19 protein-coding genes are annotated in these 26,975 nt (G+C 44.0%); 12 read left to right on the top strand and 7 right to left on the bottom strand.

All coding sequences use genetic code 11. The features are described 5' to 3' along the window. Nucleotides 1-8: 8 nt before the first annotated feature. The 3 genes from ACLD6A_RS06295 to ACLD6A_RS06285 all read left to right on the top strand — a co-directional run bounded on the left by ACLD6A_RS06295 (nt 9) and on the right by ACLD6A_RS06285 (nt 3,932). On the top strand, nt 9-719 hold the full coding sequence (locus ACLD6A_RS06295) for a histidine phosphatase family protein (protein ID WP_004574761.1): 711 nt from the start codon (nt 9-11) through the stop codon (nt 717-719). A gap of 177 nt (nt 720-896) precedes the next feature. Next, on the top strand, nt 897-2,312 hold the full coding sequence (locus tag ACLD6A_RS06290) for an ABC transporter substrate-binding protein (protein ID WP_410313875.1): 1,416 nt from the start codon (nt 897-899) through the stop codon (nt 2,310-2,312). Between the two features lie 273 nt (nt 2,313-2,585). Next, nucleotides 2,586-3,932 (top strand): ABC transporter substrate-binding protein, encoded by a 1,347-nt coding sequence (locus ACLD6A_RS06285; RefSeq protein ID WP_032841747.1) that lies wholly within the window; start codon nt 2,586-2,588, stop codon nt 3,930-3,932. Nucleotides 3,933-4,101: 169 nt separating this feature from the next. On the opposite strand, the gene ACLD6A_RS06280 is transcribed toward ACLD6A_RS06285, so the two are convergent. Beyond that, nucleotides 4,102-5,115: a LacI family DNA-binding transcriptional regulator gene (locus ACLD6A_RS06280; protein ID WP_410313865.1), complete on the bottom strand. Its 1,014-nt coding sequence runs from the start codon at nt 5,113-5,115 to the stop codon at nt 4,102-4,104. A 300-nt stretch (nt 5,116-5,415) separates the two neighbouring features. On the opposite strand from ACLD6A_RS06280, the gene ACLD6A_RS06275 reads away from it, so the two are divergent. The 3 genes from ACLD6A_RS06275 (at nt 5,416) to ACLD6A_RS06265 (ending at nt 7,875) form a co-directional block, all read left to right on the top strand. Beyond that, a complete protein-coding gene (locus ACLD6A_RS06275; protein ID WP_116794466.1) occupies nt 5,416-6,270 on the top strand; it encodes a carbohydrate ABC transporter permease in 855 nt (284 codons plus the stop codon). Next, nucleotides 6,267-7,100, top strand: coding sequence for a carbohydrate ABC transporter permease (locus tag ACLD6A_RS06270; RefSeq protein WP_308582622.1), 834 nt, complete (start codon nt 6,267-6,269; stop codon nt 7,098-7,100). Before ACLD6A_RS06275 ends, ACLD6A_RS06270 begins: the two co-directional genes overlap by 4 nt. A gap of 169 nt (nt 7,101-7,269) precedes the next feature. Then, nucleotides 7,270-7,875 carry a DUF624 domain-containing protein gene (locus tag ACLD6A_RS06265; RefSeq protein ID WP_004137098.1) on the top strand — a complete coding sequence of 202 codons (606 nt, stop codon included), beginning with the start codon at nt 7,270-7,272 and terminating at the stop codon, nt 7,873-7,875. 153 nt (nt 7,876-8,028) lie between these two features. Here ACLD6A_RS06265 and malQ read toward each other — a convergent pair whose 3' ends face one another. The 5 genes from malQ to ACLD6A_RS06240 all read right to left on the bottom strand — a co-directional run bounded on the left by malQ (nt 8,029) and on the right by ACLD6A_RS06240 (nt 16,557). After that, nucleotides 8,029-10,272, bottom strand: a complete 2,244-nt coding sequence (gene malQ / locus ACLD6A_RS06260; RefSeq protein ID WP_004137100.1) for a 4-alpha-glucanotransferase — start codon at nt 10,270-10,272, stop codon at nt 8,029-8,031. A gap of 193 nt (nt 10,273-10,465) precedes the next feature. Continuing rightward, the gene (gene pulA, locus ACLD6A_RS06255) at nt 10,466-12,475 is read right to left on the bottom strand and encodes a type I pullulanase (protein ID WP_410313864.1); all 2,010 of its coding nucleotides are present in this window, start codon (nt 12,473-12,475) and stop codon (nt 10,466-10,468) included. A gap of 361 nt (nt 12,476-12,836) precedes the next feature. Further along, a complete protein-coding gene (locus tag ACLD6A_RS06250) occupies nt 12,837-13,757 on the bottom strand; it encodes a sugar ABC transporter permease (RefSeq protein ID WP_004129320.1) in 921 nt (306 codons plus the stop codon). Continuing rightward, nucleotides 13,754-15,154: a carbohydrate ABC transporter permease gene (locus ACLD6A_RS06245; RefSeq protein WP_410313863.1), complete on the bottom strand. Its 1,401-nt coding sequence runs from the start codon at nt 15,152-15,154 to the stop codon at nt 13,754-13,756. Before ACLD6A_RS06245 ends, ACLD6A_RS06250 begins: the two co-directional genes overlap by 4 nt. Before the next feature lie 173 nt (nt 15,155-15,327). Next, nucleotides 15,328-16,557 carry an extracellular solute-binding protein gene (locus ACLD6A_RS06240; RefSeq protein ID WP_246906251.1) on the bottom strand — a complete coding sequence of 410 codons (1,230 nt, stop codon included), beginning with the start codon at nt 16,555-16,557 and terminating at the stop codon, nt 15,328-15,330. 258 nt (nt 16,558-16,815) lie between these two features. On the opposite strand from ACLD6A_RS06240, the gene ACLD6A_RS06235 reads away from it, so the two are divergent. Next, nucleotides 16,816-18,522 carry an alpha-amylase family glycosyl hydrolase gene (locus ACLD6A_RS06235; RefSeq protein WP_410313862.1) on the top strand — a complete coding sequence of 569 codons (1,707 nt, stop codon included), beginning with the start codon at nt 16,816-16,818 and terminating at the stop codon, nt 18,520-18,522. 159 nt (nt 18,523-18,681) lie between these two features. Further along, nucleotides 18,682-19,458, top strand: coding sequence for a TraX family protein (locus ACLD6A_RS06230; RefSeq protein ID WP_410313874.1), 777 nt, complete (start codon nt 18,682-18,684; stop codon nt 19,456-19,458). 53 nt (nt 19,459-19,511) lie between these two features. Here the strand turns inward: ACLD6A_RS06230 and ACLD6A_RS06225 are convergent, their stop codons facing one another. Then, nucleotides 19,512-20,537, bottom strand: coding sequence for a LacI family DNA-binding transcriptional regulator (locus tag ACLD6A_RS06225; RefSeq protein WP_410313861.1), 1,026 nt, complete (start codon nt 20,535-20,537; stop codon nt 19,512-19,514). A gap of 279 nt (nt 20,538-20,816) precedes the next feature. Between ACLD6A_RS06225 and ACLD6A_RS06220 the strand changes: the two genes are divergently transcribed. The 4 genes from ACLD6A_RS06220 (at nt 20,817) to ACLD6A_RS06205 (ending at nt 26,896) form a co-directional block, all read left to right on the top strand. Next, a complete protein-coding gene (locus ACLD6A_RS06220) occupies nt 20,817-22,202 on the top strand; it encodes an extracellular solute-binding protein (protein WP_308583026.1) in 1,386 nt (461 codons plus the stop codon). Between the two features lie 47 nt (nt 22,203-22,249). Beyond that, complete coding sequence (locus tag ACLD6A_RS06215; protein WP_308583028.1) at nt 22,250-23,185, top strand: sugar ABC transporter permease; 936 nt, start codon at nt 22,250-22,252, stop codon at nt 23,183-23,185. Next, nucleotides 23,182-24,093: a carbohydrate ABC transporter permease gene (locus ACLD6A_RS06210; protein ID WP_308583029.1), complete on the top strand. Its 912-nt coding sequence runs from the start codon at nt 23,182-23,184 to the stop codon at nt 24,091-24,093. The genes ACLD6A_RS06215 and ACLD6A_RS06210 overlap by 4 nt, the downstream gene beginning before the upstream one ends. Before the next feature lie 112 nt (nt 24,094-24,205). Beyond that, nucleotides 24,206-26,896 (top strand): TIM-barrel domain-containing protein, encoded by a 2,691-nt coding sequence (locus tag ACLD6A_RS06205; protein ID WP_410313873.1) that lies wholly within the window; start codon nt 24,206-24,208, stop codon nt 26,894-26,896. Nucleotides 26,897-26,975 lie beyond the last annotated feature (79 nt).

Here is a 26,975-nt window from a genome sequence, read left to right as displayed (position 1 = left end):
GTGAAGCTATGCAAACTAATGGCACTCAAGAATCGAATGATGAAAAGTGTGAAGAACTTGGACGTTTAGTGCTACTTCGTCATGGGCAAACTGCTTGGAGTGTGTCCGGCCAACACACTGGGCGCACAGATTTGCCGCTTACTGAAGTTGGTGTTGAGCAAGCAAAAGAAGCTGGGGAGCGTTTGCGTAAGGAATTTCCGCAAGGTTTTAATCCAGATTGTGTGCTTGTTAGTCCGCTTCGTCGCGCGCAGCAAACAGCTCAGGGTGCGGGATATTCTCCATATACTTTGTGTGAAGGGGTTGTTGAGTGGGATTATGGAGCAGCAGAAGGTCGCACTCGCGCTGATATTGCTGAATTAAGTGGAGTAGAGTCTTGGGATGTGTGGAAGCATGGTCCGAAAGTTCTTCCTTCTCATATGATTACTGATGCTAAAGAAACTTTGCCAAATGGTGAAAATGTTTCAGTGCATCGTACGTCTGGTGAAACTTTGCAAGCGGTTGCAGAAAGAACTCAGAGTGTTATTGATGTTGCAATGCCTAAACTTAAGCAAGGCAAAGATGTTCTTGTGGTTGCGCATGCGCACGTATTGCGAATACTTACAACTCGTTGGCTGGGAGTAAATCCTGAATTTGCGCGTCTTCTTCGCTTAGATACGGCGCATTATTCTGTGTTGGGTGCTTACAAAGGTGACAATGTAATCGTGCATTGGAATTGCTGAAATGCAGATTAGAATTTCAGATATTTTATTGTGATTTGCACAATTTTTATTGCAGATACATTTATATATTTGAGTCTTGCGTTTGCTGTAGTATTGGTTCACTACTGTGGTTTAAACAGTATTCAATAGTGGTAATTAGTTAGTTTGGAAGAGATTAGCAGTATGTGGAAAGGTTCGATGATGAGTCGTTCAGTTAAGTCGATTATTGCGCTAGTGGTTTGCGCTGTTTTGGCGGCTTGCGCGTTTGCTGCTTTTGGTTTTTCTAAGTCTTTTGGTGCAAATACCGATAGGTCTGCTAATGGGAAGGTTATTTTCTTCAACTTGAAGCCTGAAGCTACTGCTGCATGGGAAGAAGTTGCTAGAAAGTACACGGATGAAACTGGTGTTACAGTAAGCATAGTTACACCAACTGGTGGCCAGTATGAAAAGAGACTTAAAACTGAAGTCGAGAAAAATAAAAATAATCCAGATGGCATGCCTACTCTATTTCAGATTAACGGCCCTGTGGGCTACGCTAACTGGAAGGATTACACTGCGGATCTAACTAGTTCTCCTCTTTATATGCAACTTAGCAATAAAAATCTTGCTTTTACGGATAAAGGTAAACCAGTTGCTGTGCCATATGTTACTGAAAATTACGGCTTGATTTACAACAAGGCTTTGCTTGCTAGGTATGCGGATCTTAAAGATGCAAAGTTGAAGCCGGAAGAAGACGGCAAATCTTTTGAAGATCAAATAACTAATTTTAATAAGTTGAAAGAAGTTGCAGACGATTTGCAAAAACGCAAGGATGAGCTTGGAATTGACGGTGCTTTTGCGTCTGCAGGTTTTGATTTGAGCTCCGACTGGCGCTTTAAAACACATCTTGCAAATATGCCTTTGTATTATCAATTCAAGGAAGATGGTGTTGAAGGCCAGCCGCAGAGAATAAATGAAAAATATGTTGATAATTACAGGAAGATTTTTGACCTTTATATTTCTGATTCCACAACTCCTGTAAGTCAGTTAAGCACTAAAACTGGCGAGGATGCTGTTTATGAGTTTGCTCTTGGTAAAGCTGTGTTCTACCAGAATGGTACTTGGGCTTGGGGTGATCTTTCAAAAGCTGGCATAAAGCCTGCCGATGTTGGCATGCTACCAATTTATATTGGTGTTAATGGCGAAGAGAAGCAAGGTATGGCTACCGGTTCTGAAAACTATTGGTGCATTAATAAAAAGGCTTCAAAAAAGAATCAGCAGGCAACTAATGCCTTCCTTAGTTGGTTACTTACTTCAAATTATGGTAAGGATGCTTTAGCTAATAAGATGGGCTTTGCTACTCCTTTCATAGGTTTCCCTAAAGCAGAAAATCCTCTTGTTCAGGCCGCTGTTGAGTACACTGCTAAGCCTGGCAAAGTGCCTGTTAAATGGGTGTTTCTTACTATGCCATCTAACGGTTGGAAAGACGATGTTGGCTCTGATCTGCTTACATACGCTCAAGCGACAAAAGACGGTATGACTTCTATTGGCGCTGAAAAGGCGTGGAGTACTCTTCAATCCGCGTTCGTTAACGGCTGGGCTAAGGAATATAAGATTGCTCATGGGCGTAGTTAGCTTAATTAAATAATTTGTTTTGAACTATAATCCTCAAGGGGTTGCGCAATCGTTTGCTAAATTGTTGCGTAATCCCTTTAATTATTTTCAAAAATACCTTCCAATTTCATTAAAGATATTATTATGTGCAGTTTTTATGGCGACACGCGTTAATTTAGGTTATGCCATCGTTTGCAATATTCAAATATTTGAGGCATAATAAGTATTGTCGATAAGGACACCTAGTGGTGTGGCAGTCCAATGAAGGGATTGTCGGCATACGAGAAAGGTTCGATGATGAATCGTACGATTAAGTCAACAATTGCACTGGTAGCTTGCTCAGCGATGGCTTTTGGCGCTCTCGCAGCTTGCGGTTCCTCTTCCAGCGAAAAAGCCGCTGAGAAGGGTAAGGTTTACTTCTTGAACTTCAAGCCAGAAGCTGCAAACCAGTGGAAGGAAGTTGCTAAGGAATATACCAAGAAGACTGGCGTTCAGGTAAAGGTTCAGACCGCTGCTTCTGGTACATACGAGCAGTCTTTGAAGAGCGAAATCAGCAAGGGCGACGAAGCTCCTACACTCTTCCAGATTAACGGTCCAGTCGGTTACGCAAGCTGGAAAGATTACACTGCTGATTTGAAGGATACCGAGCTTTACAACCAGCTTCAGAACAAGGATATTGCTCTTAAGGATGGAGATAAGGTTGTTGGTGTTCCATACGCAATGGAAACCTACGGCTTGATTTACAACAAGGCTTTGCTCAAGAAGTACACCGAGCTTAAGGATGCTAAGGTTAAGTCTGCTGAAGAAATCAACTCCTTCGACAAGTTGAAGGCTGTTGCTGACGACATTCAGAAGCATAAGGCAGATCTCGGTGTTGATGGTGCATTTACTTCTGCAGGTTTCGATTCCAGCTCTGACTGGCGCTTCAAGACCCACCTTGCAAATCTTCCTCTGTACTACGAGTTCAAGGAAGATCACGTTACCAAGCAGCCTGCAAAGGTTAAGGGTACGTTCCTTGATGGTTACAAGAAGATCTTCGATCTCTACATCAATGATTCCACCACTCCTGCAACTCAGCTCAGCTCCAAGACTGGTGAAGATGCAAACGCTGAATTCTCCCAGAACAAGGCTGTGTTCTATCAGAATGGTACTTGGGCTTGGGGTGACCTCTCCAAGGCTGGTATGAAGGCTGAAGATCTTGGCATGCTCCCAATTTACATTGGTGCTAAGGGAGAAGAGAAGCAGGGCTTGGCCACCGGTTCTGAGAATTACTGGTGCATCAACGATAAGGCTTCTGACGCAAACAAGAAGGCTACTAAGGACTTCTTGAAGTGGCTGCTTACTTCCGATGCAGGTAAGGATGCTTTGTCCAAGCAGATGGGCTTCACAACTCCATTCAAGAGCTTCGCAGACATTAAGTCCGACAACCCATTGACTCAGGCAGCTGTTGAGGATGCAAAGTCCGGTAAGACCCCAGTAAGCTGGAACTTCACCGTCATGCCATCTGACAACTGGAAGAACGATCTTGGCTCCGCTTTGCTTGAGTACGCTCAGGGCACTGGCAAGTGGGATAAGGTTAAGACCGCATTCGTTGATGGCTGGGCTAAGGAATATGCTCAGGCTCACGAAGACGATGAGTGATCTAAAATAAATTAATAAACGTTACACCTCTGACGTAAGTAAGCAAAGGTGACGTAAGCGAATCCGCTAGGATACTGACACAGTTTAGTGTTAAGTCCTAGCGGATTTTTGTTATTTAAATAGTGGGTAGGAATTATAAAAAGCTACTTGCTTAAATAAAATAAAATATTTACTCGCTTAATAAAGCAGCTGTGCTTGAGCGCACAATAAGTTGAGCTGGCACAATTCTATAAGGATTGTCAACTTCCTGACCGTTTATAAGCGAAAGTGTTATTTTAGCTGCAGTTGCCGCAATCTCAACCGGATCTTGCCTAATAGTAGTTAAACCAGTTTCGTGAGCGTAAAAACTATCGTCAAAACCAATAATTGATACATCGCTAGGAGTTGCATAACCGCTACGAGCAAGCTGGAACATAAGAGGTATTGCAATCCCGTCTTCCTGGCAAGCAATAGCAGTTGGCATTGTTGCGTTTCCAAGAAGCATAGAAACTATAGCGCTTATTCTGTCTAAATTAGCTGGAGCAACAATCTCAATTGGCGTAATAGCGTTCTTTTTGCACTCGTCAATGAATGAATGATAACGTTGCAAAACGCTGAAATGTAGTGAAACATCGCGAGTAGTGCGAACATATGCAATATTGTGATGCCCTAATCCAATCAAGTGACGTGCCATAAGCCGCGCGCCTTGATCATCGTCAATATTAATAGTTGCATCAAAATCACAATCCTTAGGATGCAAGCAATTTATGCCAACAATAGGCACGCCTGTAGTTTTAAGCTGCTCAATTTCGTTAGTGTTTACGTCAAAAGAGCATACAACAACAGCGTCTGCGTTTCGTCTAGTTGGAAGCATTGTGAAAAATTCGTTACGCTCCTCACTACTAGAAATCTGGAAAATAGATAAATCGTAGCCTGCGCTGTGAAATACTTGGTTAAGACCTTGAATAATAGATGCGCTGAACCATAGGCGAATTTGGTCGCTTACAAGTAAAGCTATGCGCAAAGTTCGGCCGGATTTTAATGCTGCTGCAGATTTGGAAATAGAAAAGTTCAACTTTTCTGCGATTTCCAATACCTTGTTGCGAGTTGAAGCTGAAACTAAATCTGGGCGTGTAAATGAACGAGACACGGTAGAAACAGACACGTGTGCTTTATCTGCAACATCTTGAATATTTGCCGGCATGTGAACTCCTTTATTCCCATACACCAAACGTTTTAACACGGCATCGTGTAGGTTGTTTGATACGAACTTTTGTGGTTCGTAATAAACAAACGTTTGCAACCGTTTCCATTTTAGCAGATTTTGTTAAAAAGCCAATGATAGCAAGCAATTTTTTAATTATAGAATTGCAATTTGTTATAAATTCTTTGCAAGAAAATGACAACGTTTGACATCGCTCATTCATGTAGTAGAATGAAGATATTGGTTCGGACATCGACGTCTATGGTGACGTCGCACTCAAGGAGGAGAAAGTGACGAGTCATGATTAGTATGAGCGGAAAAGCAATACGTAAATGGTGGGCGTTATTCGCTTTGCCAACATTTGCGGCTTTTATTATTGGTTTTGTTGTGCCGTTTATTATGGGCGTGTATTTGAGTTTTACTAGATTCCATGCTGTTACGGATAGTAAATTCATTGGCGTTCGTAATTACGTTAAGGCGTTTAAGGATCCTCATTTCCTTCATTCGCTAATGTTCACTATAGCGTTTACTGTTGTAACAACTGTTCTTATTAACGTAATTGCTTTTGCAATTGCCTATATGCTTACTAAGAAGTTCAGTGGATCAAACGTTTTCCGCACTGTGTTCTTTATGCCAAATCTTATTGGCGGCATTGTGTTGGGCTATGTTTGGCAGCTGGTACTTAATGGTATTTTGGCATACTTCGGCCGTTCTATTACATATTCTGCCGTGTATGGCTTCTGGGGATTGGTTCTGCTTATTTGCTGGCAGCAAATCGGCTATATGATGATTATTTATATTGCTGGTTTGCAAGCTCTTCCAGGAGATGTTATTGAGGCTGCGGCAGTTGATGGCGCAACCCCGATGCAAACGCTGTTTAAGATTACAATACCTCTTATGATGCCTTCGATTACTGTTTGCACATTCTTAACAGTTACCAACGGTTTCAAGCTATTCGATCAGAACTTGGCTTTGACGAACGGTATGCCTTCTCATAAGTCTGAAATGTTGGCTTTGAACATTTTCAACACTTTCTACGGGCGTACAAATGGTGAAGGCGTTGGTCAGGCAAAAGCAGTTGTGTTCTTCGTGATTGTAGCTGTTATTGCTTTGATTCAGAATATGCTTACTAGGTCTAAGGAGGTAGTGGCATGAACGAGAAAATGAAGCATCCGGTACTTTGGACAATCTTCTTTACCGTCGTAAGCTTACTTTGGATTTTCCCAATCGCTATAGTTTTTATAAATTCTTTCAAGTCGAAGATTTATATTGCTAGCGAGCCTTTTAGTTTTGATCCAAAAACGTTTATTGGGCTTGGTAACTACTCCCTAGGTATTGAGCGCACGAATCTTATAATGAGCTTCTGGTGGACTATAGTAATTACCGTTGGAGCTGTGATTTTAATTCTGCTTTGCACATCAATGTGCGCATGGTGGATTGTTAGAGTCAACAATTGGTTCGCTGTAATGCTTTACGTGCTGTTCCTATTTAACATGATTGTGCCATTCCAAATGGTTATGTTCACTCTTTCCGACATCACTAACAAGCTCGGATTGAACACTCCATGGGGATTGTGGATTATCTACTTAGGCTTTGGCGCTGGTCTTGCAGTGTTTATTTTCACTGGTGTAATTAAGGGAATACCACAAGAACTTGAAGAGTCTGCAATGATTGATGGTGCTTCTGTGCCGCGCATATTCTTCCAGATTATTATTCCAATTATGCGACCAGCAATTGTGTCTGTGTCTATTCTGCAAACTATGTGGATTTGGAACGACTTCCTGCTTCCGTACCTTACCTTGGACTTGAACAAGTACAAGACGGTTTCGATTGCAGTTCAGTATTTGAAGGGTGGCTATGGTTCCGTTGAAATGGGTGCCATGATGGGCTGCTTGGTTCTTGCCATTCTTCCAATTATTATCTTCTACCTCATCTGCCAGAAGTATATTATCAAAGGCGTTATGTCAGGTGCGGTAAAAGGCTGAGATTTCTTCTCCTCCAAAATCTCAAGTGGTTAAAATAATGGTGGTGACTACGGTCGTAAGATTTGTAAGTCACCACCATTGTATTGTTGGTAGGGGTATTGTTAGTAAGAGTATTGCTAGTAAGTCAGCTATAAATAGCGCAAACAGAAACGTAAAGGAGATATATTAAATGTTCTCGTTTGGAAGCCCGGATTCAAAGTTTGCGCAAGGTATGGAAACATTTGCTAATACAGTGTGGCTTACCATACTTATGATTGTTACTAGCATACCTTTAATCACCATTGGTGCAGCTGTTAGCGCAGCGCACGACGCTGCAAGACGTGTAGAAAATGCTGAAGGACACATGACTTCTGCATACTTTCGTGCTTTTGCCAGCAACTTTTTGAAATCAACTGTAATCTGGATTGTAATGGCTCCATTTTTGGCTCTTATATTATGGGCTTGGATTGCAGTTAGAATACCACCGCTTTTAATACCGCAATTTGCAATAAGCATAATCTGGATTCTTATAGCAGAATGGGTTTTTGCATTACAAGCGCGTTTTGAAAATTCTATTGGCAAAACTATTCTGAATGCTTTTATTTTCAGCGTTGCATACTGGCAAGCAACGCTTGGAATGATTATTGTTGACGCTATTTTTATAGGCCTTGTGGCTGCATCAGTTATTTACTTTCCGCAAGGCTTACCTTTGCTATTATTCATCGGTTGGGGATCGACTATTATGCTTCACACGCCTTTGTTGGAGCGTGTTTTCGCAAAGTATATTAAGAAGTAATTTATGCAAATAATTAATGAGGCGAGTATCATCGTAGATACTCGCCTCACATAGGACATCATTGCAAGAAATATTTTTAATTTGCTACTGTGCAAACCATATTCCTTGCGGGGAATTGAGTCGGTTCTCAGTAAACCAACGTTTTAATTATACTCACTTCCTTGTATTTTCGCCGCGCATAACCGCTGTCATAGAAAGCACTCGTGGCGACTTAAATACTTCATCAGTGTGGACTACGCGACCATCTGCATCAGCAAGCGGAATACGCCAATTTGGATACTCCGTGCTAGTGCCAGGCTGATTCTGAGAGCGGCGCTCGCCAACAGCATCAACCAAAGCAACTTGCAGCAGCAACGATGGGGAAGTAAGCATAATCGCATGCATAGCTTCCACAATCTCTTGTACGTGATTTTCAACATCCTCGGCAGCTTCTTTACTAATCCAGCCGCCTTCAAGAAGCATCTTCATCATTGCATCGCGTTCAGCTTGAGCGTTCTCCAGGAACGTTTCTACAGAATCCGTAAGCAAGTGAAGCTGTTCGCGAAGTTTTACGTGCTCAAACGCAAGATAACCCGCTGTAGGCGGCATATCGTGCGTTGTAACAGAAGCAAGCGCATACTCGCGGTACTTAGAAGGATCAGCAAATATAATCTGCTTCTTTCCAAGCTTCTTAGTAGCAGCTTCAGCTTCGTCGTCGTGAGTAAACCACTCAACAACAGTGCCAAGCACGCCGTGAGAAGCAAGAACTTTAGAAACATACTTCGGTACAGTTCCCAAATCTTCGCCAATAACAACACCGCCTGCGCGAGTTGCTTCAATAGTCAGAACTGCAATCATTGCGTCTACGTTGTAGTACACGTATGCGCCGTTTCTTGCTCCCTGGCCTTGCGGAATCCACCACAGGCGGAAAAGCCCAAGAACGTGGTCAATTCGTGCAGCTCCAGCATGCAAGAACACGTTATGAACCATATCGCGGTAAGCAATATAGCCTGTTTCGTCCAGGTAATTTGGATCGAATGGAGGCTGACCCCAATCCTGGCCCTGCTGGTTGTAGAAATCAGGAGGGGCACCAACGCTTACGCCGTTAGCAAATCGTTCCGGGCTCCACCAAACGTCAGCTCCGTAGCCGTGTACGCCAACAGCCATATCCTGCATAAGACCAATTGCCATGCCTGCAGCCTTAGCTTCAGCGTGAGCTGCAGCAACCTGCTCGTCTGCAATCCACTGGAGCCAACGATGGAACTCAAACAAATCAGCATGCTCGCGCTTAAGTCGTTCAATTTGCGGAGTGCCTTTACCAGTAGTGTCAAACCACAAGTTTTCTCCCCAAGGAGCGCCCCAAACTTCAAAAGCAACACACCAAGTGGCAAAAGCATCAAGATCTTCACCGGAACGATGCTTAAACTCAGTAAACTCGCGCTCGCGTTCTGCAGAGCGAGGCTGCTTGAAGATTATACGCAGAGCCGGAAGCTTAGCGTCCCAAGCAGCGTTAATATCCATAGGATTTGGATTATTGTTTTGAGGAGCAATAGACTCGTGCAGTTGCTCGACTTTAGCAAGATCTTCTCCGTTTAATTCAGCATATTCTGGAATATCTTGCGGGCGAATATACGTAACATTCAAGAATCTACGCGATTCAGGCAAGTATGGAGAAGGCTCAAGTGGAGTTACAGGAGCGCATGCGTGAATTGGATTAATCAGCATAAAATCAGCTTTGCCGATTTCTCCAGCATCCTTAAGTAGGCGACGCAAATCGCCATAATCGCCAATTCCCCAAGAGTCTTTAGAACGCACAGAATACATTTGCGTCATAAAGCCCCAACGGTGCTGCTTCTTTACGCTTTCCGGAAGAGGAATGCGTGCCGGGGCTGCAATCAATGTAACGTCTGCATTCTGCGAAATTTCGCCGTTTTTATTCGTTACTTGAGCGTGCAAAGTGTGGTATCCCATTGGCAAATCGTCAGGAAGTTCAGTGTATAGGTCGCCGTCTTCCTCCGTTAGGATATTCCCTAATTTGCCTTCATAATCAGTGCCGTCTTCAAGCGTAAGCGAAAGTCTAATATCTTCCGGCTTAGAACCCCCAGCGTGAATTGGTACGCAAGTTTTTGTGCCGTTAAATGAAACTACAGTTGGAGGAAGTAGTTCACTGGCTCTCTTAGACTGCACTCGCTTGTACGATGACGCTATATTATCTTGAGTGTCAGCAGGCATCCCTAATGCGTCAAGCACTCCAACCAATGCTTCGTCTGTAATCTCTGTGTAGCTTCCCTGCTGATCAATATAAAAAGTGGCAACACCGCATGCTTTTGCAAGTTTTATAAGCGGGCGCGCAAGACGCTCAGCGCTTTCTTCCATAGGCTTATCAGTGTCAGCTGTGCCGTTAGCTGTTTTGCTCATGGTGCTCCTTCTATCTATTAATCTGGCACATCCCTAACGTCGTCGTAAGCGTGCCAAACGTGCCACTATGGCGGTAGAGTGCACTCAATACATCTCTGGATTGAAATACGCTCTGTTTGTCAATTATATAAACACCTGATATCGTTTGCAAATTAGCGTTGCGATATCAGGTGTAAGTTTTTTTAAAACGCAGTTATTTAGCACTAAGCACTACGAAAGTGCGTCTTGGCAAATGCAGAGTAGTATTATTTTCTTCATTTGCAATAAATGCGTCAGACTCAGGCTTAGAGCCTGTCCAATCGGAATAATAATCGTTTGAATTAAGTATGCAATTCCAGCCCTTAGACTTTGTGCTGTGAATTGTTGGTAACTCAATAGTTGCATCTTCATGATACATAGGATTTGCGCAAACAATAATATTATTGCCGATTCTAGTAGCTAAAACAGTGCGATTAGATGTAGTAAGCTGCTTTCGCTTACCGTCGTACAATGCGCTGTATTCTGCTCGAAGCGCAATAAGATCCTTATACCAATTAACTAAAGGCTTGAATTGTTCAGCGCGCGCCCAATCAAGCTGATTTAGCAAAACGCCGCGATTGTAAGAATTATCGCAACCGTGCTTAGTGCGTCCAAACTCTTCTCCACTTAGCATAAATGGGATGCCAGCAGAGCAAAGAACCATTCCTGCTGCAAACATGTTCGCGTTCAAAATATCTGCAACCTGCCGCTTGTCTTGGGCGTTAAACTCAAAATCGCCAGCATTGTCACGCATAGAAATACAAAGCTTATCCCACAAAGTTAAATCGTCGTGAGCAGAAGTGTACTGAACGATTTGGCCAACGTCTTTACCTGCAGAAGGAGTATCTCTCCACGCGTCCAACGCTTGACGAGCAGCATCGCAGCACCAAAATTCGTTGCCATTAACATAGCCGCGGTCGCGATGATTCATAACATTGCCTTTAAGGGAATCGCGAGATTCGTCGCTAAACCAGCCAATGCGCTCATTAAGAGTATGACGTCCTTCCTTATTTCCCAAAGAAATTGCTTCGTCGGCAGCAGGGTCTGAAGCGCCCCAAGGTTCGCCATACATAACAATATCTTTGCCGCCAGGAAGATTATCTAGTTCTGCGCGAGCCTGATTCAAAGTTTCTGTATCCGTCAAACCCATAAGATCGAAGCGGAATCCGTCAATATGGTAGCAGCGCGCCCAATGTAGCAAAGATTCAATAATAAACCTGCGGAACATAGGGTGCTCAGAAGCCATTTCGTTGCCGCATCCAGAACCATTAGAGAATGATCCATCTGCATTACGCCTGCAGAAGTATCCAGGAGCAACACATTCAAAAGCATTTTCTGCGGAACGATACATGTGGTTGTACACAACATCCATAATTACGCGTTGACCATTAGCATGTAATGCCGCAATCATTGCTTTACATTCGCGTATGCGTGCAGTGCCGTCGTACGGATTGCTAGAATATGCGCCTTCTGGAACGTTATAAGCGTGAGGATCGTAACCCCAGTTGTATAGAGAATCTAATTCTTCGGCTGAAGCACCATTTTTGCGCGCATTGTCGATTGCAGCTTCGTCAACTGTTGCAAAATCGTAAATAGGTTCGAGCTGTACGTGTGTAACGCCAAGCTTCTTTAAATAATCCAATCCGGTAGGGAAGTTGCAGTCGGAAGAATCTGGGTTTTGTAAAGTTGTATGCTCTTCGGTAAAAGCGAGATACTGGCCGCGATGTTCCGGCTTAAAACCGCCATTAGGATTGCTGCTGAAGTCAGCAACATGCGTTTCCCACACAACCATTGCGTGGCGCACAAACTTAGGAGACTTATCTTTATGCCAATTGGCAGGAGATATGCGCTCTTCGTCTACAACAAGGCTGCGCTCTCCGTTTACACCACTCGCAATACCCCAAGGGTCGCTTGTGCGATTTACAGTGCCATCAGGGAAAGCGATGAGATAATCGTAGTATATGCCGTCCAAGCGCTTGCGGAAATTAATACGCCAAGCGCCGTCGTGCAGCGGTTTTAACTCGTGTGTTTGAGTAGGCTCGCTGTTATTGCCTGTTTCAAAAAGTCTTAAAGTCACAGTTTGTGCAGTCGGAGCCCACATGGTGAAAGTTGTGGACTTTGAGTTCAAAGTAAAACCGAGAGGACCTTCGTACACTGGCCAGGTTGCCGAAGATGGGAACGTCATGTGTAATATCCTTCTTATTTTGTTATTTCGTAAGTACTATCTTACTGTATGTTTTGCAATTAAGTGTGATATTAAATTTTACGATTTACTTATTTTTAATTTATTAGTTGGAATTTTTATTTGTACGTAACTTTATTCGAGCGTCATTTGGCTTAATGCAGTAAGGTTTTGTAACCAGTATCGTTTTGAGTCAAACTGCGAGTAGCTTAAGTTATTTTAGATTATTTTTAACCTCGACTATTTAATTTTTTAATTTTTTTTTTTTTGATGTTTTGAATTGCGTAATAAAGAAGGCCGAAACGCTCGAAAGCGCCTCGGCCTTCATCTTTTTTTTTAAATCCTACAAATCACTTGCAGAATATCAGCCCTTAACGGAGCCAGACATGGACTCTTCGTAGAAGCGCTGCATAATGATGAACAGGATTGCAATAGGAATCGAAACGCACACAGCGCCTGCGCAGAATCGCGCAAACCAGTGGCTAATAAATTCCCTATCAAGCATCTTCCACAAGCCCAAAGCAACAGTGTAGTTGTCCTGGCTGTTGGCAATCGTCTTAACCATAACGAAGTCAAGCCATGGGCCCAAGAAGCTTGTGATTGCCTGGAACACAATCATAGGCTTGCAGATTGGGAGGATAATCTTGTAGAAGACTTGCCAAGTAGTGCAACCATCCAAGTAAGCAGCTTCATCCAAAGACTTTGGAATCGTATCCATGTAGCCCTTCATAACGTAGAAGCCGGCGCCGCTACCTGCGGAGTAGACGATAATAAGTGCGATTAGAACAACCGAACCATTCGTCAAACCGAGAGCCTTCAAAATGAAGTAGATAGCGATAACTGCCATGATGCCTGGGAACATGCCCAAAATCAAAGCAATATTCATGAATGTCTTACGTCCGCGGAAGCGAAGGCGAGACATGCAGAACGACACGGCAAGTACGAAGAGCAAGGAAATAATGCACACGAAAATGGACACAACCAAAGTGTTCAAGAACATGCGCGGGAAGTCCAAGGCTTCGCGCTCGGTGAACAAGCGAATATAGTTATTGAACGAATACTCTGTTGGGAAGAATGTCTTCTGGAATGGGGATTCGTTCTTGTTGAAGCTTTCCAAGAAAACCCAAACAATTGGAATCAACCAAATAATCGACAGTACAGCCAAGAATAGGTGGGAGAAAATATCTCCGATTATTCTTCGTATACGTTGATCTTTAAACAGAGAGACGCTACGAGTGCTGTGTACAACAGGTTCTTGCTGCATAGCGGTATTTTTATTACTCACCGGAATCCCTCCTCGTTCTTATAAGATCCAGAGTTGCGATACGTAATAAGTGCTACGACGGCTAGAACAATGAACGTCATAATACCGATAACAGCACCAATGTTGTAGTCTCCGCGATCCACTGTCAACTTGTAGAGCCAAGTAATAAGCAAATCTGTCTTACCTGCGGAAGAATCAAGTGGTGTCGGTTCGCCGCCAGACAAGAGGTAAATAACGTTGAAGTTATTGATGTTACCAGTGAAGGTTGTAATCAAGTATGGAGTCATCACGAAGATGATGTATGGCATAGTGACGTTCATGAAACGCTGCCACCAACTTGCACCATCGAGCTCTGCAGCTTCGTAAAGTTCTGCAGGAACATTCTGCAAAATACCCGTAATCTGCATAATCGTGAATGGAATACCAACCCAAAGGTTAATAAGAATAACTGTTACGCGAGCCCAAGTCACATCTTGGAAGAATGGAAGAGGTTGAGCAATCCAATGGTTTTCCAGAAGGATGCTGTTAATAGCACCATTTCGCTGAAGCATGTTGTTCATAACAAGCAAGGACACGAACTGTGGAACTGCAATGGTAAGAGAGAAGCAAGTACGCCATAATCCCTTAAGACGAGTGGACTTGCGGTTAATAATCATTGCAATAAACATACCGAAGAAGAAGTTCAGGAATGTTGCAAAGAATGCCCAAATAAGAGTCCACAGCAAAACGTCGAAGAATGTAGCTGCGTTAATAGAGCTCTTAGCGTTACCAATTGCGAAGAAGTTGTTTAATCCAGTCCAAGTAAACAGAACTGGGTGATTCCTATCGTAGCTGGTGAATGCCATAGAAATCATGAAGATTAATGGCAAAATGGTGAAGAGAACAATACCTGCGGTTGGAAGTGTCATCAAACCAATGTGCGCTTTGCTGTCGAGCAAAGACGAAGCATCTTTAATAAAGTTTACTGGCTTTTGGCCGCTTGCTGTAATAGCCTGTGCCTTATAAGCGCTGCGTAGAGATAGCGTTGCTAAGTAAATGAGCACGATAACTGCTGCAATCGCCATAACGCTGTACAGCAAAATTTCTACAGAATTATCTCCGGCAGTATAACGCCAGAAACCATTGACTTTAATCTTGCCTTGCTTTTTTGTGCCAAGCGTAAGAATTTTTGGAAGGTACTCTGCACCGGTTGTGAATAAGAATCCAAAAAGAACAGCTTCACACAAAAGGAACAAAATGCCTTTAATGAATTGTTTGCGAACAAAAGTGCCGAAACCAAAGATAATAACGGAAATCCACGAAAGAACGTCTGCGTGCTCTGCAGCCTCTTTCAGTGAATATGGTGAAGGAGCAAAGCGTTCTATATTTGACGTCTTCTTCTGGCGCCTTTCTCGCTTTGTGGATGTCGTGCCAGTCATGACATACCTTTCATATAAACAGTGAGTGCTTTAGAGAAGTATATATAAATAGCACGCCCCGGCCCCTTTTCACTAGAGTGGGGACTGGGGCGTGCTATTTGCAAATGCACAAGTTACTTGTAATTTTCACTTACGCATTTATATAAACTTATTTAATTATCGAAAGTAAATGCTTACTTTACGGCGCCAGCTAAGCCCTTGGCAAAGTCAGCGGTCTTAGCATCAGCATTTGCTTCGGTAACTTCATGATTGGCAATTGCCTTACCGAAGTTGCCCATTGGCTCCCAGAAGCTACCCATCTCAGGGATTGCTGGCTGCAAGACAGAAGTCTTAGCAATGGTTTCCATCTGAGCAACAGCAGCTGGATCAGACTTCACGGAATCAGCAAGAGACTTGTCGGAAGGAATAACGCCCTGCTTCTCGTAAGCAATCTGCTGGGACTTCTTGGAGCCCAAGAATGCAGCAAACTTAGCAGCCATCTCTGGGTGCTTGGAGTTAGGGTTGTAAGCAACAGCCTTAGAACCAGCGAAGGACTTCATCTGATGTTCGCCGGATTCAGTCTTGAAGGTAGGAAGAGCAGCAGCAGCGTAGTTGTCGCCGAGAGCCTTCTTTACATCAGCAGCATCCCAAGAGCCGGAGAAGTAAGCGTCAACCTTACCGCTCTTGAGGCCGTTCAAGCCAGCGCTGTTGCCGTCAAGAACGAAGTTCTTGTTTGCGAAAAGCTTTGCGATATACTTGGTGACTTCAGCAGCCTTGTCGCCGAGCTTCATGCCAGCCTTGGCATCAGTGCCCTTCTCGCCGAAGAGTGTCATGTTGCCATCGAGGTAGAAGCCTGGGAGGTACCAAGCGTTGCTAAGATCGAATGCAACCTTGCCCTTCTCGAGCATCTTGTCGAGGGACTTTACTTCGTCAGCGGAGAACTTAGCCTTGTTGTAGTACATGAACCAGGTGTTGCCGGTGTAAGGAACGCCGTACATGTTGCCGTCCTGAGCGGTGACGGAATTAACCAAAGTATCTTCGTTCTGTTCCTTAACCTGCTTTACAGCGTCATCGCTCAACTGGCCAATTGCGCCAGCCTTAACCAAGTCGCCAAGCTGATCGTTAGGGAAGAGATAAACATCAGCAGCAGCCTTTGCGTCCTTCTTTACAGACTCAGCAGCTTTTGGTGGCTCAACAACAGTGTTCTTGAACTTAACGTTTGGATTGGCCTTCTGGAATTCCTTCTCGACGGTGTCAACCCAGCCGCCTGCCTTCTGATCTTCAGAAGCAGACCAAACTGTAAGCTGAACAGGGCCGGACTCAGCAGCCTTATTATCGGTGTTTGTGCTAGAACCGCAAGCTGCAAATCCAAACAATGTAGCAACAGCAAGACCTGCACCCAGCATCTTCTTAATATTCGTCATCCTTGACCTCCTATATCATGCCAAAACTGGCATATCATTTGGTGGCGTAGTAACGGATTTCGTTGTGGCGCAACATCGCGATAGCTGCGTAGAGCAGCGTCACAAGTCTCACAAAAATCCGTTCGTAAGCAATGTGTAGTATACACGGATATTATGTCGTTTGCAAATGAATGGCGGGTTGTTTGTATTTTTTTGAATAATATGTTTTTAAAGTGTCGTCGTATAAACTTTATATAGCAACAAAAGAAGGGTAAAGCAATGGGATTATATAATCATGCTCAATGGCTTAAAGACGCGGTTTTTTACGAAATTTATCCGCAAAGTTTTTATGATGCAAATGGCGATGGTATAGGAGATATTCAAGGAATTATTGAAAAATTAGATTATGTAAAATCGCTTGGCTGCAACGCAATTTGGCTTAATCCTTGCTACGACTCTCCTTTTAAAGACGCTGGTTACGATGTGCGTGACTACAAAAAAGTAGCTGCTCGCTACGGCACTAACGAAGACTTGCAGCAGCTTTTTAATGAAGCTCACACTCGTGGAATGCATATTTTGCTTGATTTAGTGCCAGGTCACACCAGTGAAGAGCATGAGTGGTTCCGCGAAAGTTCAAAAGCTCAAGAAAACGAGTTAAGTAAGCGCTACATTTGGACTGACAGCGCGTTTAGTGGCTATTCTATGCCTTTTATTGGCGGAGAAACCGAGCGAGATGCCACCTATATTCTAAACTTCTTCAAATGCCAGCCTGCATTAAACTACGGTTTTGCACATAGGGATCGCGATTGGCAATCTTCGCCTGATTCTAAAGAGGCTGCCGAAACTCGCGCCGCAATGGTTGATGTTATGCGTTTTTGGCTTTCGCTCGGCGCTGACGGTTTCCGTGTTGATATGGCTGATTCGCTTGTAAAAAACGATGACAATAATGGCGAAGGAAGTCTTGGAAAAGACAATACGATTCGCGCATGGCAGGAAATGCTTGGCGCTGTAAAAGAAGAGTATCCGCAGGCTGCTTTCGTTTCCGAATGGGGCAGGCCGCGTCAGGCGTTGGCAGCTGGGTTTGACATGGACTTTTATTTAAGCTGGCGCTGGGATGGAAATCCTAACGGCTACGCACGTTTAGCTCGTGATGTTGATAACGCTTTAGATAGCAGTCCTGAACATGATCACAGCTACTTTAATGCGCTCGGTGGTGGCAGCATTTGCCCATTCTTAGACGACTACTGCCCACAATATGAGTCAACTTGCAACCAAGGTTACTTTAGTTTCATCACTTGCAATCATGACACGCCTCGCATGGCTCCGCGCTTAGATGAGCGTGAGCGCAGAGTAGCTTTCGGAATGCTACTTACAATGCCAGGCGTGCCTTTTGTGTATTACGGCGACGAAATTGGCATGAAATATCGCGATATTCCAACAAAAGAAGGCGGCTATGCTCGAACCGGCACGCGCACGCCAATGCAGTGGGATGACACAAAAAATCTCGGATTCTCAACAGCTGCAAAATCTAAATTATACTTGCCTGTTGAAGTGCGAGCAGATGGAAGAACTTGCGCAAATTCTCGCAAACAAGCTGTAGAAAGTGGCGAAATTCCAACTGTTTCTGCGCAAATTAATTGCGAAGATTCCTTCCTTTCGTGGGTGCGCTCGCTTATTGCGCTTCGTCATAGTCGCGCTTCTTTGCAAGCTGACGCATCATGGCGAGTGTTATATGCTCCTGTTGACGGCCGCGGATTTGCTTACGAGCGTTGCGCAAAAAGTAACGAGGGAGAATCGGCTGTCGAAAGAAGCATCGTTGTTATGAACCCTGGAATGAACGCCGAAACGGTACCGTTTGAAACGTTGGAAAATCTTACTCAGGAAGCAGTAGAAAATCCTTTGCTAAAAATTGGCGAAGTATTAAGCTGCGGAAATTCTTTGAAACTCGGCGCGCAAAGTTTTGCAATATTCAATCTGCCGCTTTAAGTCGCGATAAATACTGCGATACAATAAATGGTAGTAAAACAGAGCAGTGGAAAATAAGCGCGTTATTTAAAAAGAACGTTACTTAAAAAGAACGCTAGAACGTTACTTAGAGTAAGTGTTATGCGAAACAATTCGTGGAAATACGAGGGAGTGCAAGTCATGGATGTGCTAAAGCCTAAAATTCGTGCAGATAAAAACATAAAAATGGGCATTACTTTGCGCAAGTTTAAAATGCTTGGCGCATTCATGATGATGCTTAGTGCATTTAGCGCTCCCGTAATACCGCATTTGTTCGGCGGCTTGCGCAAAGATAATATGCTTGCTCTTACATTCGCGGTTCTTTGCGAAGTAGTTAGTTGGACTGCGCTGCCATGGTATGCGTGGATTCTTATGCGCGGGTATCACAATACGCATAACGTGAATCTTTATATATTGCGACTTTTGATTTTGGCAATAATTTGCGAAGTGCCGTACGATCTTACTACATCCGGTTGCGCGTTTGATTTGCGCTCGCAAAATCCAGTGTTTGCGCTCGTAATTGCGCTGTTTGTTCTTATGGGAATTGACATGGTTCGAGAGCGTTTTAGCGGTTTTTTGCGCAGTGTTGCGTATGCTGCAGTAGTAATTGCAGGATTATTGTGGAATATTATTGGCAAAGTTTATGTGCGTCAGCAAATTTTCTGGGGAGGCGCGCTATTCCTTGTGTTTGTGCTGATTTTTGAGCTGATGCAAAAGCATGAAATTCGCATGGAGCTGATTTCCGGCATGTTTGGCGCTATGTCGATGCTCGCGCCAGGCATTGGCGTGGCAGTTTTGCACTATCGCAGCCCTTACGGAGACGGCCATAAGGATTCGCCAGTATTTCGCTGGACAATGTACGCATGGTATCCGGTAATGCTGGCGATTGCAGCATTATTCGCAGTATTCTTGCGTTGAAAACATTTCGTAGCAGTTTTCGGATTTGTTTGTACAGCGAGTTTTACTGCAAATCAGTTTGCAGTTGTAATGTCTGGGGCAGGACCAGTTGAGTTTCGTATTAGAAGCTGAAGTGGAGCTGTAATATGGCGTCTTGTGATTGGCTGCTCGTTAATAAGTGCTAAAGCAATATTGGCGGCTTGTTGAGCCATCAGACATGGATTTTGTCGAATGGTAGTTAAGCCTACTGCTTCTGCAAAAGTGCTGTTGTCAAAACCAATAATAGACAAATCTTCTGGCACTCGTATGCCTAGTTTTTGCAAACGAAACAGGAACGGTATCGCTGTGGAATCTTGGTGAAAGCACAGTGCAGTAGGAGGGTTGCTGCTTGAAAATAGTTCTGAAATAGTGGCATTTAAGGGATTGTCTCCAAAGTCAATTGGTAAGATTTTTCCTTGGACTCCGGGTATATCGTTGCATATTGTTTCAAAGCTGGTGATTCGCCTTGAAGAGCTGAAGCGAAGTGGTGACTTAAAATGTTCGTAAACATACAGTATTTTTTTGTGGCCTAAAGTAGTAAAATGGCGCACTGCAAGTTTAATTCCTGCAGCATCGTCAATGCTGATTGCTGCAGAAAGAATTTTAGACGCTACACAATTAATGCCCACAATAGGTACTTTTATGCGTTGAAGCTGCTCTGCCTCATTGTTGCTGATATCGAAAGAAGATACGATTACAGCATCAGTATTACCGCGTAAAGGTAGTTCTTTGAAGAAAGTTTTACGCTGTTCGATACCATCTACTGAATAAATTACTAGATCATATCCGGCTGCGTGCAACGTAGCGTTTAATCCTTCAATAATACAAGCGCTGAACCATTCTATGTGACTGCTGCCAATGAGTAATGCTATGCGGTATGATTTGCCTGATTTCAGTACTCCTGCGGTTCTTGATACAGTAAAGTCGAGTTGTTCTGCTGCTTGTGTAACTTTTGCTCGTGTTGCTGGTGTTACTTTGTCTGGGTGGGCGAAAGTTCTAGAGACAGTTGCTATAGAAACCCCTGCTAGCGTAGCTACATCGCTAATACTATTTTTTGACATTTTGTTCCCTCCGGTGCTTCTGCCTCTTTTTGCTCAAGTATGAAGAGTGTTACATATACGCCTCAAAAAGAACATACAAGTGTTATGTAAATACAATAAATGTAAAGGTTTACATTTTTAGACACGCGGGTAAAAAAGTATTTATTTTTGCAAAAATAGTGCAGTTCAACGGATTTGAAATGAAAACCTTTACATTAACATTTTTTCTGTTTGACCAGTAAAAACTTTTCGCAATATCATAGATTTTACCCATTAATTTCACGAAGAAGTGGAGTAACAATGAACATTAGAAAAATATGTATTTCATGTGTCGCTGTTTTAGGCATGCTTGCTAGTGTTAGCGCGTGTGGCAGCAATTCTGCTGGTGTGACCGACATAAAAAAAGATAAAGGTTTGCCGGTAATGGGCGAGGCATTGAAATATGATCCTAACCACCTTGTTAATCAAGGCAAGCCAATTGCTTTGGAATATTGGAGCTGGGGAGACAGCAGTACCGACCCAATCTACGATATGATCAAGCAGTATACGAAAATCTACCCTAATGTAACGTTCAAAACGAAGAATGTTGCTTGGGATGATTATTGGACGAAACTGCCGTTAGTGCTCAAAGGCAAAAACGGCCCGGCTCTGTTCAATATTCACAATTCCAAGGATGAGCTTATACGCCCATACGCTGCCGACTACAACGTTGACAAGGCAGCAATGGAAGCCGATTACAGCTCCTCTGTTGCACACGAAGATGCCAACGGAAAAGTAAAGTATATTGACTCGGTTATCAATACCGGCAATATTTACTACAATAAAAAGCTTTGGAAAGAAGCCGGTTTAACGGAAGCAGATATTCCTACAACTTGGGACGAGTTGCGCGAGGTGGCAAAGAAACTCACCAAGTGGAACGGTTCTAAGATGGTACAAGCCGGTTTCAATGTTAATGGTGATGCATACGCTGCAATCAACCAAGGCTTGAACTATCAACGTGGCGAACTTGCGTTCGATAAAAGTGGCAAAAAGCCTAATTTTGACAACAAAATTACGCGCGAAAACATGCAATTCCTAAAGAATTTGTACGACAAAGACAAAGTTATTGCAACAGACTTCGGTACTGATTACACGCAAAGCTTTGGCAATGGACAATCCGGAATGGTATACGCTTGGGGTTGGCTTGAAGGATTACTGAAAGAAAAATATCCGAACGTAGAATACGGCATTTTCCCAACTCCAACATTCGCGAAAGAAACGCCATTTGCATACGATCGCTACAATGGCGAATCTACTCCAGGAATCAACGCCCACCAAAGCAAAGAACAGCAGGCCGTGGCGCAAGACTTTATCAAGTTCATTCTCGCTAACGACGCTTTTATTCGCTCTGCAGTGAAACATCTGAACTCGTTCCCAGCGAAGAAATCGCTACAGAATGATTCAGAGATTCTTAAGGCCCCGGTAATGCGGGCTATTCAGCCTCGTGTGAATAGGTTGATTTGGCCAGGCATCACTCCTTCTACGGTGGAAACCAGCAGCAAAGCAGCGTTCCAAAACGTTATGCAAAATGGTCAATCTATTGATTCCGCAGTAAAAGAAGCACAAGCGACCATGGTAAAAGACATGAAGAATTCCAACTTTAAGTCCGCAGAAAGCAAGTATGAATTCTTCAAAGAACACAAGTAAAGATTCATAAACTGAAGTGTGTTCTCGCAAGTAAGGCAAGGGAAATCATGGAACAAGTAGATCAGAAATCTCATTCAACTCCTCTGAGGAAAAAATTTGGTGGTATAGCAAAAGTAACCGCTGCGTTGTCTCGAACCTTCTCCTTTCGCAATGTGGCAGTGACATTTCTGGTTGCTTATTTCGCGATTTTCCTTGCCTATCCTATTTACAAAGCGTTTGTCGGCAGCTTCCACGAGTGGAATCCGTTGGTTGGAACGTACAACTGGGTTGGGTTCGATAATTTCAAGCAGATTTTAACCGACGGCTTATTCTGGAAGTCAATCGGGAATACGGCGATTTTCATGGCAGTATCCGTGATTTTTCGCATTGTTCTCGGTTTGGGCTTGGCAATGTTGCTCAGCTCCAAGCTTGTGCATTGCAAAGATTCGCTGCGCGGCCTATTTTATATGCCAACGATTACGCCACTTGTGGCAGTAAGCTTCGTGTGGATGTGGATGTTTGATCCGCAGTTTGGCATGATTGATAAAGTTACGGGATTGAATATTAATTGGTTGCACAGTTCTACTTGGGCTATGCCGGCAATTATTATCATGACCATTTGGAAAGATTTTGGCTACGCAACCGTGCTATATTTGGCAGGCTTAATGAATCTTCCCAAAGACGTGTATGAAGCCGCCGATATTGATGGCGCTAACAGTGTGCAAAAATTCTTCCGCATTACTTTGCCGCTACTCAAACCAACAACGTTATTCATCGTGATTACGTCAATGATTGCTTACCTGCAAGCCTATGTGCAGATTTTAGTTATGACTAACGGTGGTCCAGGAACATCAACTTACACTATTAGCTACTTAATTTTTGATCAAGCTTTCCAAAAGTATAACTTTGGTGTTGCGTCGGCCATGAGCGTAGTGCTTTTTATCTTTACTGGCGTACTCACGATAATCATGTTCAAAGCTTCTGAGGACGGTGAGTTGGTATGAGCAATAAAACAAAAACGGTGGAAGTTACTGTTACGGCGCCGGCTAAGGAGGGTATTGTGAAAAAGTTACGTAACCGTGCAAGAAGCAGCACTCGTCATGCGGTGTTGAGTTGGTCGCTTACTATTTTTCTTTTTCTTCTTTCTGCGCTAACAATTATTCCGTTTGTGTGGATGTTCATTTCTTCATTTGCACCAAATAGTGATATTGTGCGCGTAGACGGTGGACTGTTTCCTATACCGAGTACGTTCGATAACTACGTTGGGATTCAGGAAAAGTTTGATTTTTTGAGATTATTCTGCAATTCGTTGTTTGTTGCTGTAGCAAAAACGGTAATAGCCATTTATACCAGTGCAGTGTTGGGGTATGTATTTGCAAAAATGCGTTTCCGTTGCCGTAATTTGCTGTTTGGCATAGTGATGAGCACCATGATGGTTCCGTGGGCTGTAACTATTATTCCGCAGTACGATATGATGACAAGCTTCGGTTGGCAAGATACGTACCGAGCCTTAATTGTTCCAGGATTAATTAGTGCTTTTGGTATTTTCCTCTTCCGCCAGTCAATAACAGGCATTTCTGACGAACTCATTGAAGCTGCGAAACTCGACGGAGCATCTGATTTTCGTATTTTCCACAGTATTATCCTTCCTATGAGCCATAACACGATTGCGGCGCTTGCCATCTTTACTTTCTTGTGGAACTGGGAAGACTATCTGTGGCCGTTCTTGATGATTTCGGACGAGAAGAAGCAGCTGCTCGCGGTGGGCTTGAAGGTATTTAGTGGGCGATATGGCACTGATTATGGTGGCTTGTTTGCAGCGACTTCTTTGGCGATTGTGCCAGTTATTATAGTGTACGTAATTTTCCAAAAGCAGTTTATTGCCGGTATTTCCACTGGTAGCGGTAAGTAACACGCATAAGTGAAGAAGATACGTAAGTGTTGTGCGCGAAAGTGTGGTGTTGCAAGTGTTGCAGTGTGATATTGCGTACTGAAGTAAAGGTGTTGCTATGAGTGTGGTAAATATGAGCAAGGAAAATAAATCACAAATTTTTGCTGACTTTGCAAATTCGCAGTACGCAAAGGCTCAGGATACTCAGGTAATTAAAGGCGAAAAGTGGCGAATTACGGTTATTACGGATTCTCTTATTCGTCTTGAATGGAGCGACGACGGAAAGTTTGTTGACAATCCTACGCAAACTGTAATCTGCCGCAATTTTGCTCACAAAAGCGCGGATGCTCAGCCGCAATTTAGTGCGCGCACAAACGAAAATGGATGGCTGGAAGTCGAAACTGAAAAGCTGCATCTTACTTATAATTGCGAAGCTTTTAGTAAAGAAGGCTTAATTATTGTTGTGCGCGGAGTGCCGTGCACGCAGTTTAATACGTGGCATTATGGCGGCGCGTGCCCGGGAAATCTTCTTGGAACTTTTAGAACTTTGGATCAAGCGAATGGCCCGGTAAAGCTTGGCAAAGGAATACTTTCGCGCGACGGATGGTCTGTTTTAGACGATTCTGCAACTTGCGAAATTGCTCCGGCTGAGGAAATAAATGGCAAACCAAACCCGTATGGGGCTTGGGTTAAGTCGCGTGCGCAAAAAGTTAGCGAGCAATCAGGCAGATACAAGGACTTGTATTTCTTCGGTTACGGACACCGCTATATTCAAGCAATTCAAGACTTTTATAAGCTTACGGGCGCTCAGCCGCTGCTGCCGCGTTTTGCGCTAAGCAATTGGTGGAGCCGCTACTATCGCTACCGTCAAGACGAATATTTGCAATTGCATAATCGTTTTAAGCGTGAAGGCATACCTTTTAGCACGGCCGTTATTGACATGGATTGGCATGTGACGGATGTTGATTCTAAGTATGGTTCTGGTTGGACGGGCTATACGTGGAACGAGGAGCTTTTCCCGGATCATCGTGCTTTTTTGCGTAAACTTAACGCTGCTGGATTGTCTCCAACTTTGAACTTGCATCCGCGCGACGGCGTGCGTGCGTTTGAAAAAGATTATCCGCAAGTTGCGCAAGATGCTGGCATTGATCCGGCGAGCGGCAAAGCTGTGGAATTTGATTTAACGAACCCGCAATTTGTTGAAGCTTACTTCAATATGCATCATCGTATGGAAGATGAAGGCGTGCGATTTTGGTGGATTGATTGGCAGCAGGGTGGAGTTACGCGCGAGCCTGGTTTGGATCCGCTTTGGATGCTGAACCACATGCATTATGAGGATGCTGCGCGCGACGGCCGCTGGCCGCTTACATTCTCTCGCTATGCGGGGCCTGGTTCACATCGCTACCCAGTTGGATTCTCGGGAGATACCGTTACTACTTGGGATTCCCTTGCTTTCCAAACTTACTTCACTTCTACAGCTTCAAATATTGGCTACGGATGGTGGAGTCACGATATTGGCGGCCACATGCTTGGCGTTAGAAATAACGAGTTGGAAGCGAGATGGTATGCTTTCGGCGCGTTTAGTCCTATTAATCGTTTGCACTCGACTTGCTCACCGTTTGCTGGAAAAGAGCCGTGGAATTTTCCTCAGGAAACTCGCGAAGCAATGGTGAAAATGCTTCGCTTGCGCGCGGAACTTTTGCCATACGTTTATACGATGAATTATCGTGCAGCTTTTGAAGGCAGGCCGATTATTGAGCCAATGTACTGGCAGTCGCCGGAAGTTGGCATGGCTTACGAAATTCCTAACGAATACCGTTTTGGAAGCGAGCTTATAGTAGCGCCGATTACTTCGCCTAACGATGCTGCTACTTTGCGCGGATGCGCTGGAGTTTGGTTGCCTGAAGGTGACTGGTACGATTTGTTTGACGGGCGCAGGTACGTGTCTCGCGGCTGGAATGGTCGCAGGTTTGAAGCGTGGCGCGCGATTGACCGCGTTCCTGCTTTTGCGCGTGCTGGAGCGATTGTGCCTACGCAAGTTTTGCCGGAAGTTGCAGATTGCGAGCGTAGTGCTGAAGTTGCTGAATCTGTTAATAGCATTGAAAATCCTCGTAATTTGCGCGTGCTTGCATTCCCTGGAGCTGACGGCGAATTTGTGATGCGAGAGGACAACGGCGACTTTGCTGCAGCGTCTGCTGGTAATACTGCTAATACACGTATGAATTTTGTGTGGCGAGACGGCAATGGTTCTTCGCAATTTATTATTTCCGGTGTTGCAGGATGTGATGCTGCTGTAGAAGCTGTGCCGCAAAAACGCAACTGGAATGTTGTATTTAGAGGAGTTGCTTGCGCAGATTTTGCGCACGTGCGCGTTTTTGTAGGGAGCCGAGAGCTTAACGCAAGCGAGTTTGCAGTTTCTTATGAAGGCGAAGAGTCAACTTTGAGCTTAACTGTTTCTGTAAAAGGCGTGCCGGCTCGTTCGGAAGTTCGCGTAATTGTTGACGGTGGATTGCAAATCGCTGCCGATCCTAAAGTTGGTGACGCTTACAGATTCCTGCTTCAAGCGCAAGTGCCGTACCGCGGTAAGGAAATGGCTTTTGACGCAGTGCGTGAGGCTGGCGGAAGTGCAAGCGCTATTGCTGCAATCTCAGCTCTTGAATACGAAAACGAATCGGAAGCAGAAAAGTATCGCAACAATGTTGATATGCTTAACGCTTACGCAACTGATCAGCCTTCCGTAGTGAAGTGGGCGCAATGGCGTTGCACGCTGCCTGTTTCGGTAAAGCATGCGCTTGAGGAGATTTTGCTGCGCTCGGTTGAGTGAGTAGGTCTGTTTATTGGCAAACAGACCCTATGAAAATTGACTGCGAAATGGTACAATTCATCATTAACGGGCTGTATGG

It is taken from the genome of Gardnerella sp. Marseille-Q9691, assembly GCF_046507715.1.
Lineage (GTDB): Bacteria > Actinomycetota > Actinomycetes > Actinomycetales > Bifidobacteriaceae > Bifidobacterium > Bifidobacterium greenwoodii.
Note: the sequence above shows the minus strand (reverse complement) of the source record. Positions and strands in the feature narration are given on the sequence as shown.

Coding starts and splice junctions, on each gene's coding strand:
- ACLD6A_RS06275 (WP_116794466.1), top strand. CDS start 5,416: ATGATTAGTATGAGCGGAAAAGCAATACGTAAATGGTGGGCGTTATTC.
- ACLD6A_RS06220 (WP_308583026.1), top strand. CDS start 20,817: ATGAACATTAGAAAAATATGTATTTCATGTGTCGCTGTTTTAGGCATG.
- pulA (WP_410313864.1), bottom strand. CDS start 12,475: ATGACGTTCCCATCTTCGGCAACCTGGCCAGTGTACGAAGGTCCTCTC.
- ACLD6A_RS06245 (WP_410313863.1), bottom strand. CDS start 15,154: ATGACTGGCACGACATCCACAAAGCGAGAAAGGCGCCAGAAGAAGACG.
- ACLD6A_RS06205 (WP_410313873.1), top strand. CDS start 24,206: ATGAGCAAGGAAAATAAATCACAAATTTTTGCTGACTTTGCAAATTCG.
- ACLD6A_RS06295 (WP_004574761.1), top strand. CDS start 9: ATGCAAACTAATGGCACTCAAGAATCGAATGATGAAAAGTGTGAAGAA.
- ACLD6A_RS06285 (WP_032841747.1), top strand. CDS start 2,586: ATGATGAATCGTACGATTAAGTCAACAATTGCACTGGTAGCTTGCTCA.
- ACLD6A_RS06235 (WP_410313862.1), top strand. CDS start 16,816: ATGGGATTATATAATCATGCTCAATGGCTTAAAGACGCGGTTTTTTAC.
- ACLD6A_RS06280 (WP_410313865.1), bottom strand. CDS start 5,115: ATGCCGGCAAATATTCAAGATGTTGCAGATAAAGCACACGTGTCTGTT.
- ACLD6A_RS06215 (WP_308583028.1), top strand. CDS start 22,250: ATGGAACAAGTAGATCAGAAATCTCATTCAACTCCTCTGAGGAAAAAA.
- ACLD6A_RS06270 (WP_308582622.1), top strand. CDS start 6,267: ATGAACGAGAAAATGAAGCATCCGGTACTTTGGACAATCTTCTTTACC.
- ACLD6A_RS06240 (WP_246906251.1), bottom strand. CDS start 16,557: ATGACGAATATTAAGAAGATGCTGGGTGCAGGTCTTGCTGTTGCTACA.
- ACLD6A_RS06290 (WP_410313875.1), top strand. CDS start 897: ATGATGAGTCGTTCAGTTAAGTCGATTATTGCGCTAGTGGTTTGCGCT.
- ACLD6A_RS06230 (WP_410313874.1), top strand. CDS start 18,682: ATGGATGTGCTAAAGCCTAAAATTCGTGCAGATAAAAACATAAAAATG.
- malQ (WP_004137100.1), bottom strand. CDS start 10,272: ATGAGCAAAACAGCTAACGGCACAGCTGACACTGATAAGCCTATGGAA.
- ACLD6A_RS06265 (WP_004137098.1), top strand. CDS start 7,270: ATGTTCTCGTTTGGAAGCCCGGATTCAAAGTTTGCGCAAGGTATGGAA.
- ACLD6A_RS06225 (WP_410313861.1), bottom strand. CDS start 20,537: ATGTCAAAAAATAGTATTAGCGATGTAGCTACGCTAGCAGGGGTTTCT.
- ACLD6A_RS06210 (WP_308583029.1), top strand. CDS start 23,182: ATGAGCAATAAAACAAAAACGGTGGAAGTTACTGTTACGGCGCCGGCT.